16 protein-coding genes are annotated in these 13,093 nt (G+C 63.4%); 13 read left to right on the top strand and 3 right to left on the bottom strand.

All coding sequences use genetic code 11. The features are described from left to right. The 4 genes from phaC (ACK6AU_RS29285) to ACK6AU_RS29270 all read left to right on the top strand — a co-directional run. Positions 1-1,594: class II poly(R)-hydroxyalkanoic acid synthase (phaC, locus tag ACK6AU_RS29285; RefSeq protein ID WP_409303106.1), on the top strand; the 1,594-nt coding region annotated here is incomplete at its 5' end. Positions 1,595-1,721: 127 nt separating this feature from the next. Continuing rightward, positions 1,722-2,582, top strand: a complete 861-nt coding sequence (gene phaZ / locus ACK6AU_RS29280) for a poly(3-hydroxyalkanoate) depolymerase (RefSeq protein WP_409303104.1) — start codon at positions 1,722-1,724, stop codon at positions 2,580-2,582. A 108-nt stretch (positions 2,583-2,690) separates the two neighbouring features. Then, positions 2,691-4,373 carry a class II poly(R)-hydroxyalkanoic acid synthase gene (gene phaC / locus ACK6AU_RS29275; RefSeq protein ID WP_185697403.1) on the top strand — a complete coding sequence of 561 codons (1,683 nt, stop codon included), beginning with the start codon at positions 2,691-2,693 and terminating at the stop codon, positions 4,371-4,373. A 60-nt stretch (positions 4,374-4,433) separates the two neighbouring features. Then, the gene (locus ACK6AU_RS29270; protein ID WP_022639720.1) at positions 4,434-5,054 is read left to right on the top strand and encodes a TetR/AcrR family transcriptional regulator; all 621 of its coding nucleotides are present in this window, start codon (positions 4,434-4,436) and stop codon (positions 5,052-5,054) included. 69 nt (positions 5,055-5,123) lie between these two features. Here ACK6AU_RS29270 and ACK6AU_RS29265 read toward each other — a convergent pair whose 3' ends face one another. From ACK6AU_RS29265 to ACK6AU_RS29255, 3 genes are all read right to left on the bottom strand, one after another. Continuing rightward, on the bottom strand, positions 5,124-5,966 hold the full coding sequence (locus ACK6AU_RS29265; RefSeq protein WP_185697402.1) for a phasin family protein: 843 nt from the start codon (positions 5,964-5,966) through the stop codon (positions 5,124-5,126). Positions 5,967-5,976: 10 nt separating this feature from the next. Beyond that, positions 5,977-6,399 carry a phasin family protein gene (locus tag ACK6AU_RS29260; RefSeq protein WP_185697401.1) on the bottom strand — a complete coding sequence of 141 codons (423 nt, stop codon included), beginning with the start codon at positions 6,397-6,399 and terminating at the stop codon, positions 5,977-5,979. Between the two features lie 215 nt (positions 6,400-6,614). Beyond that, the gene (locus ACK6AU_RS29255) at positions 6,615-6,890 is read right to left on the bottom strand and encodes a polyhydroxyalkanoic acid system family protein (protein ID WP_185697400.1); all 276 of its coding nucleotides are present in this window, start codon (positions 6,888-6,890) and stop codon (positions 6,615-6,617) included. 155 nt (positions 6,891-7,045) lie between these two features. Between ACK6AU_RS29255 and ubiE the strand changes: the two genes are divergently transcribed. The 9 genes from ubiE to ACK6AU_RS29210 all read left to right on the top strand — a co-directional run bounded on the left by ubiE (position 7,046) and on the right by ACK6AU_RS29210 (position 13,088). Further along, positions 7,046-7,816: a bifunctional demethylmenaquinone methyltransferase/2-methoxy-6-polyprenyl-1,4-benzoquinol methylase UbiE gene (ubiE, locus tag ACK6AU_RS29250; protein WP_409303100.1), complete on the top strand. Its 771-nt coding sequence runs from the start codon at positions 7,046-7,048 to the stop codon at positions 7,814-7,816. Further along, the gene (locus ACK6AU_RS29245; RefSeq protein WP_409303098.1) at positions 7,816-8,439 is read left to right on the top strand and encodes an SCP2 domain-containing protein; all 624 of its coding nucleotides are present in this window, start codon (positions 7,816-7,818) and stop codon (positions 8,437-8,439) included. The genes ubiE and ACK6AU_RS29245 overlap by 1 nt, the downstream gene beginning before the upstream one ends. Beyond that, on the top strand, positions 8,436-10,040 hold the full coding sequence (gene ubiB, locus ACK6AU_RS29240; RefSeq protein ID WP_185697397.1) for a ubiquinone biosynthesis regulatory protein kinase UbiB: 1,605 nt from the start codon (positions 8,436-8,438) through the stop codon (positions 10,038-10,040). Before ACK6AU_RS29245 ends, ubiB begins: the two co-directional genes overlap by 4 nt. An 80-nt stretch (positions 10,041-10,120) precedes the next feature. Continuing rightward, on the top strand, positions 10,121-10,513 hold the full coding sequence (gene hisI / locus ACK6AU_RS29235) for a phosphoribosyl-AMP cyclohydrolase (RefSeq protein ID WP_022639550.1): 393 nt from the start codon (positions 10,121-10,123) through the stop codon (positions 10,511-10,513). A 1-nt stretch (position 10,514) separates the two neighbouring features. Beyond that, positions 10,515-10,847, top strand: coding sequence for a phosphoribosyl-ATP diphosphatase (locus ACK6AU_RS29230; RefSeq protein ID WP_185697396.1), 333 nt, complete (start codon positions 10,515-10,517; stop codon positions 10,845-10,847). A 25-nt stretch (positions 10,848-10,872) separates the two neighbouring features. Beyond that, positions 10,873-11,154: a twin-arginine translocase TatA/TatE family subunit gene (locus ACK6AU_RS29225; protein WP_185697395.1), complete on the top strand. Its 282-nt coding sequence runs from the start codon at positions 10,873-10,875 to the stop codon at positions 11,152-11,154. A 10-nt stretch (positions 11,155-11,164) separates the two neighbouring features. Next, a complete protein-coding gene (gene tatB, locus ACK6AU_RS29220) occupies positions 11,165-11,593 on the top strand; it encodes a Sec-independent protein translocase protein TatB (RefSeq protein WP_185697394.1) in 429 nt (142 codons plus the stop codon). After that, complete coding sequence (tatC, locus tag ACK6AU_RS29215) at positions 11,590-12,384, top strand: twin-arginine translocase subunit TatC (protein WP_022639546.1); 795 nt, start codon at positions 11,590-11,592, stop codon at positions 12,382-12,384. The genes tatB and tatC overlap by 4 nt, the downstream gene beginning before the upstream one ends. Then, positions 12,381-13,088: a 16S rRNA (uracil(1498)-N(3))-methyltransferase gene (locus ACK6AU_RS29210; RefSeq protein WP_185697393.1), complete on the top strand. Its 708-nt coding sequence runs from the start codon at positions 12,381-12,383 to the stop codon at positions 13,086-13,088. The genes tatC and ACK6AU_RS29210 overlap by 4 nt, the downstream gene beginning before the upstream one ends. Positions 13,089-13,093 lie beyond the last annotated feature (5 nt).

Below are 13,093 nucleotides of genomic sequence, written 5' to 3'. Positions count from 1 at the left end.
GGACCGCCTTCCCTCGGCTCGATTGGGCCCCGCCAAGCCAATAAAAACCCCAACCCACAGCGCAAACCCCGCCGCGCCCTCCGGCCTGGAACTGAAGAATGTCATGTTCGGCCAGTCTTCCTTGCAGCCCGACAGCGACGACCGCCGCTTCATCGATCCGGCCTGGAGCCAGAACCCGCTCTACCGCCGCTACCTGCAAACCTACCTGGCGTGGCGCAAGGAGCTCCACGACTGGATCGGCAACAGCAGCCTGTCCGAACAGGACATCAGCCGTGGACATTTCGTGATCAACCTCTTGACCGAGGCCATGGCCCCGACCAACAGCGCGGCCAACCCCGCCGCGGTCAAGCGCTTCTTCGAGACCGGCGGCAAGAGCCTGCTGGACGGCCTGTCGCACCTGGCCAAGGACCTGGTGCACAACGGCGGCATGCCCAGCCAGGTCAACATGGATGCCTTCGAAGTGGGCAAGAACCTGGGCACCAGCGAAGGTGCCGTGGTGTTCCGCAACGATGTGCTGGAGCTGATCCAGTACCGGCCGATCACCGAGCAGGTGCATGAGCGCCCGCTGCTGGTGGTGCCACCACAGATCAACAAGTTCTACGTCTTCGACCTCAGCCCGGACAAGAGCCTGGCGCGCTTCTGCCTGCGCAACAACGTGCAGACCTTCATCGTCAGTTGGCGCAACCCCACCAAGGCCCAGCGCGAATGGGGCCTGTCCACCTACATCGAGGCCTTGAAGGAGGCGGTCGACGTGGTCACCGCCATCACTGGCAGCGAAGACGTGAACATGCTCGGTGCCTGCTCCGGCGGCATCACCTGCACCGCGCTGCTGGGGCACTACGCGGCACTGGGGCAGAAGAAGGTCAACGCCCTGACCCTGCTGGTCAGCGTGCTCGACACTACCGTGGATACCCAAGTGGCGCTGTTCGTCGACGAGCAGACCCTGGAGGCGGCCAAGCGCCACTCCTACCAGGCCGGCGTCCTCGAAGGCCGGGACATGGCCAAGGTCTTCGCCTGGATGCGCCCCAACGACCTGATCTGGAACTACTGGGTCAACAACTACCTGCTGGGCAACGAACCACCGGTATTCGACATCCTGTTCTGGAACAACGACACCACGCGCCTGCCCGCCGCCTTCCATGGCGACCTGATCGAAATGTTCAAGAACAACCCCCTGACTCGGGCCAATGCCCTGGAAGTGTGCGGCACGCCGATCGACTTGAAGCAGGTCACCGCCGACATTTTCTCCCTGGCGGGCACCAACGACCACATCACCCCCTGGAAGTCCTGCTACAAGTCGGCGCAACTCTTCGGCGGCCATGTGGAATTCGTGCTGTCCAGCAGCGGCCATATCCAGAGCATCCTCAACCCGCCGGGCAACCCCAAGGCGCGCTACATGACCAGCACCGAGATCCCGGAGTGCCCCGACCAGTGGCAAGAGAACTCGGTCAAGCACACCGACTCCTGGTGGCTGTACTGGCAGGCTTGGCAGGCAGAGCGCTCGGGGGATCTGAAGCCGGCGCCAAGCGTGCTGGGTAGCAAGAAATACGTGGCCGGCGAAGCTTCTCCGGGCACCTATGTGCACGAGCGCTGAACAGGCATCGAGCACGGCGGCTACCCAAGGTGCCGCCACGCCCTATTCTTGCTACGAGGCCTGGCCTCAGGAAATCCGGAAGGCGCCGGACCGGCGCCTCCAACGGTTCAATACACAGGGCTACGGCATGCCACATTCCTTCATCTTCCGCACCGTCGACCTGGATGGCCAGACCATCCGCACTGCGGTTCGCCCCGGCAAGCCGCACTTGACGCCGCTGCTGATCTTCAACGGCATCGGCGCCAACCTGGAGCTGGTGTTCCCTTTCGTCCAGGCCCTGGACCCGGATTTGGAGGTCATCGCCTTCGATGTCCCGGGCGTCGGCGGCTCGTCGACCCCGGCCCGGCCCTACCGCTTTCCGGGGCTGGCTAAGCTCACCGCGCGGATGCTCGATTACCTCGACTACGGCCAGGTCAGCGCCGTGGGCGTGTCCTGGGGGGGAGCCCTGGCCCAGCAGTTCGCCTACGACTATCCCGAGCGCTGCAAGAAGCTGGTGCTGGCCGCCACGGCCGCCGGCGCCTTCATGGTTCCCGGCAAGCCCAAGGTGTTGTGGATGATGGCCAGCCCACGGCGCTATGTGCAGCCCTCCCACGTCATGCGAATCGCACCGCTGATCTACGGTGGCGCCTTTCGCCGCGACCCGCACCTGGCGGCCGAGCACGCGGCGAAAGTACGCTCGGCGGGCAAGCTGGGCTACTACTGGCAGCTGTTCGCCGGAGTGGGCTGGACCAGCATCCACTGGCTGCACAAGATCCACCAGCCGACCCTGGTCCTGGCCGGCGACGACGACCCGCTGATCCCCCTGATCAACATGCGCATGCTGGCCTGGCGCATCCCCAACGCCCAGCTGCACATCATCGATGACGGCCACCTGTTCCTCATCACCCGGGCCGAAGCCGTCGCCCCGATCATCATGAAGTTCCTCCAGGAGGAGCGACAACGCGCCGTGATGCACCCGCATCCGCTGCCCGCGCACCCCACCAAGTAAAACATTTCCATCGACGGGACCGCCGCGCGCAAGAAGGGCCAAGACCGACTAAGGTATCTGTCTTGAATTGGTCTGCTTGTTAGTGGTTTGACGAAGGAGTGTTGACTCATGCAAGACAAACCTGCACAGGGCTCGCTGCCCGCCCCTGCGACCTACATCACAGCACAGAGCGCGATCACGGGCCTGCGGGGGCGGGACTTGCTCTCCACCCTGCGCATCCTGACTACCCACAGCCTGCGCAACCCGCTGCATAGCATTCGCCATACCCTGGCCCTGGGCAGCCAACTGGGCCGGGTGCTGCTGGGCGAGACGCTGCACAAGCCCAGCCCCAAGGACAGCCGTTTCGCCGACCCGGCCTGGAGCCTCAATCCCTTCTACAAGCGAGGCCTGCAGGCTTACCTGAGCTGGCAGAAGCAGGTACGGGACTGGATCGATGACAGCGGCATGGAGGAGGACGACCGGGCCCGCGCGCACTTCGTCTTCTCGCTGGTCAACGACGCGGTATCGCCGTCCAACACCCTGCTCAATCCGTTGGCGGTCAAGGAGATCTTCAACACCGGCGGCAACAGCGTGGTGCGCGGCATCAGCAACCTGGTGGACGACCTGCTGCACAACAACGGGCTGCCCAGCCAGGTCACCAAGCACGCCTTCGAGGTCGGCAGGAACCTGGCCGTCACCCCGGGCTCGGTGGTGTTTCGCAACGAACTGCTGGAGCTGATCCAGTACAGCCCCATGAGCGAGAAGCAGTACGCCAAGCCCTTGCTGATCGTGCCGCCACAGATCAACAAGTACTACATCTTCGACCTCAGCCCGGCCAACAGCTTCGTCCAATACTGTTTGAAGAACGGCCTCCAGGTGTTCATGGTCAGTTGGCGCAATCCGGATGTGCGCCATCGCGAATGGGGTCTCTCGAGCTATGTCGAGGCCGTCGAGGAGGCCATGAATGTCACTCGCTCCATCACCGGCAGTCGCGATGTGAACCTGATGGGCGCCTGCGCCGGCGGCCTGACCATCGCCGCCCTGCAGGGCCACCTGCAAGCCAAGCGGCAACTGCGCCGGGTCTCCAGCGCCACCTACCTGGTGAGCCTGCTGGACAGTCAACTGGACAGTCCGGCCACCCTGTTCGCCGACGAGAAGACCCTGGAAGCGGCCAAGCGCCGTTCCTACCAGCAAGGCGTTCTGGATGGTCGCGACATGGCCAGGGTATTCGCCTGGATGCGGCCCAACGACCTGATCTGGAACTACTGGATCAACAACTACCTGCTGGGCAAGGAGCCGCCGGTCTTCGACATCCTTTATTGGAACAACGACAGCACCCGGCTACCGGCAGCCCTGCACGGCGACCTGCTGGACTTCTTCAAGCACAACCCGATGAGCCACGAAGGTGGCCTGGAGGTATGCGGCACGCCAATCGACCTGCAAAAGGTCACGGTGGACAGCTTCAGCGTGGCCGGGATCAACGACCACATCACCCCATGGGACGCGGTGTACCGCTCGACCCTGCTGCTGGGTGGCGAGCGCCGCTTCGTGCTGTCCAACAGCGGGCACGTCCAGAGCATCCTCAACCCGCCAGGCAACCCCAAGGCCAACTACGTGGAGAACCCCAAGCTCAGCAGCGACCCCCGGGCCTGGTACTACGATGCCAAGCATGTCGATGGCAGTTGGTGGAGCCAGTGGCTGGCCTGGATCCAGGAACGCTCCGGAGCGCAACGGGACACCCTGACCGCCCTCGGCAGCCAGAACTATCCACCGATGGAGGCCGCACCCGGCACCTATGTGCGCGTGCGCTGAAAATACCCTTGCCCAGCGGCGGCCATCGCCGCGCCCTCAATGGACCGACAAGAAGTCAGGATGAAGACCCGCGACCGGATACTCGAATGTGCCTTGCAGCTGTTCAACCAGAAGGGCGAGCCCAATGTCTCCACCATGGAGGTGGCCAATGAAATGGGGATCAGCCCCGGCAACCTCTATTACCACTTCCATGGCAAGGAGCCGTTGGTCCTCGGTCTTTTCGAGCGCTTCCAGAACGAGCTGACACCGCTTTTGGATCCACCCTCCGACGCCCAGCTGGCACCGGAAGACTACTGGCTGTTCCTGCACCTGATCGTCGAGCGCCTGGCCCACTACCGCTTCCTGTTCCAGGACCTGTCCAACCTGGCCGGCCGCCTGCCGAAGCTGGCCAAGGGCATCCGTAACCTGCTCAACGCCCTCAAGCGCACGCTCGCGGCGCTGTTGGCAAGGCTCAAGACCATGGGACAACTGGTCAGCGGTACCCAGGCCCTGGGTCAATTGGTGGAACAGATCACCATGACCTTGCTGTTCTCCCTGGATTACCAGCGGATTCTCGATCGTGAAGGGGAAGTGCGCCTGGTGGTCTACCAGATCATGATGCTGGTGGCGCCGCACCTGCTGCCGCCCGCCAAGCTGGCCACCGAACAAATGGCCCTGCGCTACCTGGACGAGCATCCGTAGCGGAATGCCGAGCGCCCATGAAAAACGCCCGGTCATTAGAGGCCGGGCGTGTTCGTCTGCCTGAGAGAATCAGGACTGGCTGCTGGGCGCCGCCGGGGTCGAGGTAGCGGCCGGGCTGGAAGCCGGAGCCGGCGCTGCGACGGAGTTCGCAGAGCTGGCCGGGGCTGCCGGGGCCGCCGTTGCAGGCTTGGCGGCGACGGCTGGCTTGGCTGCTGGCTTCTTGGCAGCGGGCTTCTTCGCCACGGCCGGCTTCGCAGCTGGCTTGGCGGCTGGCTTGGCCGCTGCGGTTTTCGCCGCAGGTTTGGCGGCTGTCTTGGCCGCAGGTTTTGCCGCAACAGGCTTGGCTGCCGGTTTGGCCGCAGGCTTGGCAGCTGCGGTCTTGGCAGCGGGCTTGGCGGCCGGTTTCGCAGCGGCCTTGGCTGCCGGCTTGGCGGCTGGCTTGGCCAGGGGTTTGGCCGCAGGCTTGGCGGCAGCGGTCTTGGCCGCGACCGGCGCAACCTTGGCACCTGTGAGTTTCTCGATCTGCTTGGTCAGGGTATCGACCTTGTCGTGCAGCGCCTTCACTTCATTGCGGCTCGGTACGCCGAGGCGCGAAATGGCGCTGTTCAGGCGCTTGTCGAAAGCCCCTTCCAGCTCATCCCACTTGCCCAGCGCGCGGTCCTTGACGTCGCTGATGCGCGACTTGGCCGAGTTCGCGGAGTCTTTGGCTGCGTCGACTTTCTTACCGACCACACTCTTGGTCAGCTTCTCGGCTTTCTCGCCATCCTTGACCAAGGATTCGAAAAGCTTGCTGCCGTCAGAGTCGATTTTCGAGTACACGCCTAAACCAGCAAGCCAAATTTTACGGGAGTACTCTTCGACTTTCCCGATCCACGAGCTGCCTTCTTTTTCAGTATTCTTTTTACCAGCCATCCCGTTCTCCTTAATGTTTACGCGCGACACGTTCGAGCAGTGCGGTCAGCTCATCGAGCTTAGCAGAGAGTGTCTCAACGTCATGTTTAGACGGAATGCCGATACGATTCAAGGCACTGGCGACGCGCGTATCAAAAGCCTTCTCGACTTTATCCAGTTGCACTTCGACCCGGCCTCTAAGAGTAGTGACATCCCCTTTGACGCTATCGATCTGACTGTTGGCCGCCTCAAGTTGTTCAGTCACAACTTTTTTGCCTTTCTTTTCAACGGATTGACCAGCCTTGATCAACTCCTGGAAGTAATCGCTACCTTCCTGGCCAACTTTGGCATAGGCACCCAGACCCGCCAGCCAGATCTTGCGAGCATAGGATTTGACTTCGCTCAGAGCAGTCGATTGAGCATCAACTTTTTTCTTAAGGATTACTTTGGCCATGGTGCACCTCATGCGCAGAAGGTTTGAGGAACTGTCCTCGGGAAGAGGACTTGAGGCACAACCTAGAGAGAAAAATTAGAATCGGCACCCTAACGAATGCAATAAAACAATGATCGCCCAGTTATGGGCCGGCTTGCCGGTGATCGCTCTCGAGCACCCTTGCAGTGCCCCGCGACTCACCGGCAAACCCCGCCAGGCGGCGTGCCGGTCCGGCATCAGGCCAGGGCCTTGTCCAGGGCCTTTTCGATCTCCGCCTTGATGGTGCCGCTCATGGCCGACATCAGCATGCCCAGTTCCACGTCGATGCGGATCGACTCATCGCCCACATGCACCGCGCCCTTGACCCCGGAGCGCTTGAGATTCAGCGTATCCCCCGCCCAGTGCGGTTCCAGGCCGTATTGATCGGCAAGTTTCTGCGCCAGTTTATCGGCCTTCTCACGGGCAACCTGCTTACCCAGGCCATGGGCACGTTCAACACTAATACGGGCCATCTAAGGACTCCTGCTGTTTCGGGACTTGCCTGAAACATCTTGACCCTATGTGCGTCAAAACGTCCCGGCGTATGGCTATCTTACATTCAGCCTTGCCAAGACAAAGACCGCCACCGGCATTAGAATGTCCCGCATTCTCTTTTGGTGACAGCGATATGACTGACCAGCGCAAAGGCAGCGATGCCGAACCCACCACTCACTTCGGCTTCAAGAACGTTCCCGAGAGCCAGAAAGCGGTAAAAGTCGCCGAGGTGTTCCACTCGGTGGCGGCCAAGTACGACCTGATGAACGATGTGCTGTCCGGTGGCATGCACCGCCTGTGGAAGCGCTTCACCATCGAGCTGTCGGGCGTTCGCCCCGGCAACCGCGTGCTGGACATCGCCGGCGGCACCGGCGACCTGACCAAGCGGTTTTCCCACCTGGTGGGCCCTACCGGCCAAGTCGTCCTGGCGGACATCAACGAATCCATGCTCAAGGTCGGCCGTGACCGCTTGCTGGACCTGGGCGTGGCGGGCAACGTCGAGTTCGTCCAGGCCGACGCGGAAAAACTGCCCTTCCCGGACAACCATTTCGACTGCGTGACCATCGCCTTCGGCCTGCGCAACGTGACCCACAAGGAAGACGCCCTGCGCTCGATGCTGCGGGTACTCAAGCCCGGTGGCCGGCTGCTGGTGCTGGAGTTCTCCAAGCCGACCAACACGCTGATGTCCAAGGTCTACGACGCCTATTCGTTCGCCTTCATGCCCCTGGCCGGCAAGCTGATCACCAACGACTCGGAAAGCTATCGCTACCTGGCCGAGTCGATCCGCATGCACCCGAACCAGGAAACCCTGAAGTCGATGATGGTCGAGGCCGGCTTCGACCGGGTGACCTACCACAACATGACCGCAGGCATCGTCGCCCTGCACCGCGGCATCAAGCCCTGATGTTGCTCAGCGGCCTGCTCGCCAGCGTCGAGACCGGCATCAATCGGGTGCTGCGCCTGGACAGCACGGCGTTGCCGCGCCTGCAGCATCTGGGCGGCAAGGTGATCGCCGTGGACTGCCAGGCTCCGGCGCTGCGGCTGTTCATCCTGCCCAGCGACGAAGGCCTGATGCTGGCCTCTCAGTGGGCCGCCGATCCTGACTGCATCCTGCGCGCACCGGCGGCGAGCCTGGCGCGCCTGGCCCTGAGCAAGGACAAGACCGGCGTCCTGCATGGCCCGCAAGTGGAACTCGAAGGCGACAGCGGCGTGCTGCTGGACCTGGCGGCGGTCCTCCAGGACCTGGAGCTGGACTGGGAGTACGAACTCTCGCGCTGGCTCGGCCCGGTGGCCACCCAGCTGTTCAGCGGCCACGTACGCAGCCGCGCACGCTGGTACCAGCAGGGATTCGCCAGCCTCAACCAGAGCCTGGCCGAATTCCTCGCCGAAGAATCCCGGGCCCTGGTGGGCCTGCATGAAGCCGAGGCGCGCTTTCGCGAACTGGACCAGGCCAAACTCGACCTGGAACGTCTAGAGGCGCGTGTCGAGCGCCTTTCCCGATCCCCTGACCCAAGCGATAACGCATGAAGCTGCTTGCCGTCCGCCGTCTGTTGCGCATCCAGCGCGTCGTGATCCGCTACCGCCTCGATGACCTGCTGTTCGCCCTGCCCCTGCCCTGGTTTCTCCTGGCCTTGCGCTTCGCCCTGCCCTGGCGCTGGTTTGCGCGCAAGCCGCTGGACTTGAGCCGTGGCGCACGCCTGCGCCTGGCATTGCAGGACCTGGGGCCGATCTTCATCAAGTTCGGGCAGATCTTGTCCACCCGCCGTGACCTGCTGCCGGAAGACATCGCCGACGAACTGATGCTGCTGCAGGACCGGGTGCCGCCGTTCGACTCGAAAAAGTCCGTGGCCCTGATCGAAGAGCAGCTGGGCAAGAAGATCAGCGATGTGTTCAGCCGCTTCGACATCGAGCCCCTGGCCTCGGCCTCGGTGGCCCAGGTGCATGCCGCCAAGCTCAAGACCGGCGAGGAAGTGGTGGTCAAGGTGATCCGCCCGGGGCTCAAGCCGGTCATCGCCCAGGACCTGGCGTGGCTGTTCATCCTCGCCCGCGCCGCGGAGAAGGTCTCCGCCGACGCCCGCCTGCTGCACCCGGTGGATGTGGTCAGCGACTACGAGAAGACCATCTACGACGAGCTCGACCTGCTGCGCGAGGCGGCCAACGCCAGCCAGCTCAAGCGCAACTTCGAAGGCTCGCCACTGCTCTACGTACCCCAGGTCTACTGGGACTGGTGCCGGCCGAAGGTGCTGGTGATGGAACGCATCTACGGGATCCAGGTCACCGACCTCGCGACCCTGGCCGACCAGCGCACCGACATGAAGATGCTCGCCGAGCGTGGCGTGGAGATCTTCTTCACCCAGGTGTTCCGCGACAGCTTCTTCCACGCCGACATGCACCCGGGCAACATCTTCGTCAGCACCGTGCAGCCCTGGAGCCCGCAGTACATCGCCATCGACTGCGGCATCGTCGGCAGCCTCACCCCGCAAGACCAGGACTACCTGGCGCGCAACCTGTTCGCCTTCTTCAAGCGTGACTATCGCCGTGTGGCCCAGTTGCACATCGACTCGGGCTGGGTCCCTGCGGAAACCAAGCTCAACGAGTTCGAAGCGGCGATCCGTACGGTCTGCGAACCGATCTTCGAAAAACCGTTGAAGGATATTTCCTTCGGCCAAGTACTGATGCGCCTGTTCCAGACCGCCCGGCGCTTCAACATGGAAGTCCAGCCGCAACTGGTGCTGCTGCAGAAAACCCTGCTCAACATCGAGGGCCTGGGGCGCCAGCTGTATCCGGAGCTGGACCTGTGGAACACCGCGCAACCCTTCCTCGAGCGCTGGATGCGCGAGCGGGTCAGCCCCAAGGCAGTACTGGGCAATATCCACAGCCAGATCGAACAGGTGCCGCACCTGGCCAACATGGCCCGCGACCTGCTCGAGCGCATGTCGCAGCCCCATGCCGCCGATCCTCCTGCCCCCTGGCAGCGACGCAAGGACGACTGGTTCCTGCGCCTGCTGGGTACCGCTCACCTGGGCGGCGGCGCAATCCTGGCCGCCGGTGGCCCGCTGCACGAACTGGGGCATTGGCCCGCCGGCATCATGATCGCGGTGGGTCTGTATCTGATCGTGCGCCGATAGCCAGTGGCGCGGCCTGCTGGCAAACTGTCGAAATCGCCGAGGCGCCACCAGCGGGTCGAGCCCGGTTGTCGGAGTCGAAAATGAAAGATTGGCTGGACCAGATCAAATGGGATGAGCATGGCCTGGTGCCGGCCATCGCCCAGGATCACAAGACCGGGCGCGTGCTGATGATGGCCTGGATGAACCGCGAAGCACTGAGCCTGACCGCCGCCGAGCAGCGTGCCATCTACTGGTCACGTTCGCGTGGCAAGCTATGGCGCAAGGGCGAGGAGTCCGGGCATGTGCAGAAGCTCCATGAAATGCGCCTGGACTGCGATGCCGACGTGATCATCCTGATGGTCGAGCAGATCGGCGACATTGCCTGCCATACCGGCCGCCACAGCTGTTTCTACCGCGTCTATGAAGATGGCGAGTGGAAAACCGTCGAACCGGTCCTCAAGGACCCGCACGCGATTTATTCTGCAGGACACTGACATGAGCGATACCCTCACCCGCCTGGCCCAAGTGCTGGAGGAGCGCAAGAACGCCGCCGCCGACAGTTCCTACGTGGCCAGCCTGTATCACAAGGGCCTGAACAAGATCCTGGAGAAAGTCGGCGAAGAATCGGTGGAAACCATCATCGCCGCCAAGGACGCCGCCACCAGCGGCGACTGCAGCGATGTGATCTACGAAACCGCGGACCTGTGGTTCCATACCCTGGTCATGCTCGCGCAACTGGGGCAGCATCCCCAGGCCGTGCTCGATGAGCTGGACCGCCGTTTCGGCCTGTCCGGACACGCCGAGAAAGCCTCGCGTCCGTCCGCCTGAACATTTTTCTAAGAGGAAACGCAGCATGGGCATTTTTGACTGGAAACACTGGATCGTCATCCTGGTGGTCGTGGTACTGGTATTCGGCACCAAGAAGCTCAAGAACCTGGGCACCGATGTCGGCGAATCGATCAAGGGCTTTCGCAAGGCCATGAACGACGACGAGAAGCCAGCCGACCCCGTGGTTCCTCCCGCCGCACAAGCTGCCCAGCCGGCCCAGCCACAACAGGGCGCGCCGCTGAACCAGCCGCACACCATCGATGTGCAGGCGCAGAAAGTCGAAGAGCCGACCCGCAAAGACTCGTGAGCACTGACTAATGTTTGGTATCAGCTTCTCTGAACTGCTGCTGGTGGGCCTGGTGGCCCTGCTGGTGCTCGGCCCCGAGCGCCTGCCCGGCGCTGCGCGCACCGCCGGCCTCTGGGTCGGGCGCCTCAAGCGCAGCTTCAACGCGATAAAACAGGAAGTTGAACGTGAAATCGGCGCCGACGAGATCCGTCGGCAGCTGCACAACGAGCACATCCTGTCGCTGGAACAGGAAGCGCGGAAAATCCTCGCCCCGCCCCAGCAACAGCCTGCGCCCGTGGAGCCGGTAGCCCAACAGCCCGTGCCAACCCCAGCAGCGGCGCCGACCGCCGAAGCCACGGCGCCGGCCGCACCACTGCCGTGCGCAGAGTCTGCAACCCCAGCGGCAACGGCCGCCCCCCAGGCTCCCCAAGACCCTACTTTGCCGCCGCGAGCACCATGAGCGATATTCCAGAGAACGACCAACACATGCCGCTGGTATCGCACCTCACCGAGCTGCGGACCCGCCTGCTGCGCTGCGTAGCGGCGATCTTCATCATCTTCGCCGGGTTGTTCGCCTTCACCCAGCAGATCTACACCATCGTCTCCACGCCACTGCGCCAGTACCTGCCGGCCGGCGCGACGATGATCGCCACCGACGTCGCCTCGCCGTTCCTCACGCCATTGAAGCTGACCATGATGGTCTCGCTGTTCCTGGCGATCCCGGTGATCCTGCACCAGATCTGGGGGTTCATCGCCCCAGGCCTGTACAAGCATGAGAAGCGGATCGCCGTGCCGCTGCTGGTGTCGAGCATCCTGCTGTTCTACGTGGGCATGGCGTTCGCCTATTTCCTGGTGTTCCCGCTGATCTTCAAGTTCTTCGCCGCCGCCACCCCCGCCGGCGTGGAAATGATGACCGACATCACCAGCTACCTCGATTTCGTCATGACCCTGTTCTTCGCCTTCGGCGTGGCCTTCGAGATCCCGGTGGCCGTGGTGCTGCTGGTATGGATCGGCGTGGTCAACGTGGAATACCTGAAGAAGATCCGTCCCTACGTGATCATCGGTTGCTTCGTGGTGGGCATGATCCTCACCCCGCCCGACATCTTCTCCCAGACCTTGCTGGCCGTGCCCATGTGGCTGCTGTTCGAGATCGGCGTGCTGTTCGGCGGGCTGATCAGCAAGCGTGGCGAGCATCCGGACGACACCCCGGCCGACGACCACAACGACCAGCCGCCAGCGACCCAAGCGTGAACCTGCTGCTGCTCGAGGAGGCCGACTTCATCGCGGCCGACCGTGTTGTGCTGCGCGACCGGCGCCTGGTCCACATGCAGGAGGTGCACCGCGTGGCGGTGGGCGACAGCCTGCGGGTGGGCCGTATCGGCGGCTTGATGGGCAGCGCCCGGGTGCTGCGCCTGGAAGCCGCCGAAGCCGAGCTTCAAGTGACCCTGGAGCAAGCGCCGCCGGCCAAGCTGCCGCTGACCCTGGTCCTGGCCCTGCCCCGGCCGAAGATGCTGCGCCGAGTGTTGCAGACCGTGGCCGCCATGGGCGTGCCCCGGCTGGTGCTGGTCAATAGCTACCGGGTGGAAAAAAGCTTCTGGCAAACGCCCTTCCTCGACCCCGAGGCCATCCGTGAACAACTGGTGCTGGGGCTGGAGCAGGCCCGCGATAGCATCCTGCCGGAGGTGGTCATCGAAAAACGCTTCAAGCCCTTCGTCGAAGACCGCCTGCCTGCCCTGAGTGTCGACACTCTGGGCCTGGTGGGCCATCCCGGCCCGTATCCGCCCTGCCCGCGCAACCTGGACCAGCCAGTGACCCTGGCCATCGGCCCCGAAGGCGGCTGGATCCCTTACGAGATCGACCTGCTGGGCAAGGCCGGCCTGCAACCGGTGCAGCTGGGCGAGCGTATCCTGCGGGTCGAGACGGCTGTCACCGCGCTGTTGTCCCGCCTGTTCTGACCCTC

It is taken from the genome of Pseudomonas sp. KCJK8993, assembly GCF_046230915.1.
Classification (GTDB): Bacteria; Pseudomonadota; Gammaproteobacteria; order Pseudomonadales; family Pseudomonadaceae; genus Aquipseudomonas; species Aquipseudomonas piscis.
Note: the sequence above shows the minus strand (reverse complement) of the source record. Positions and strands in the feature narration are given on the sequence as shown.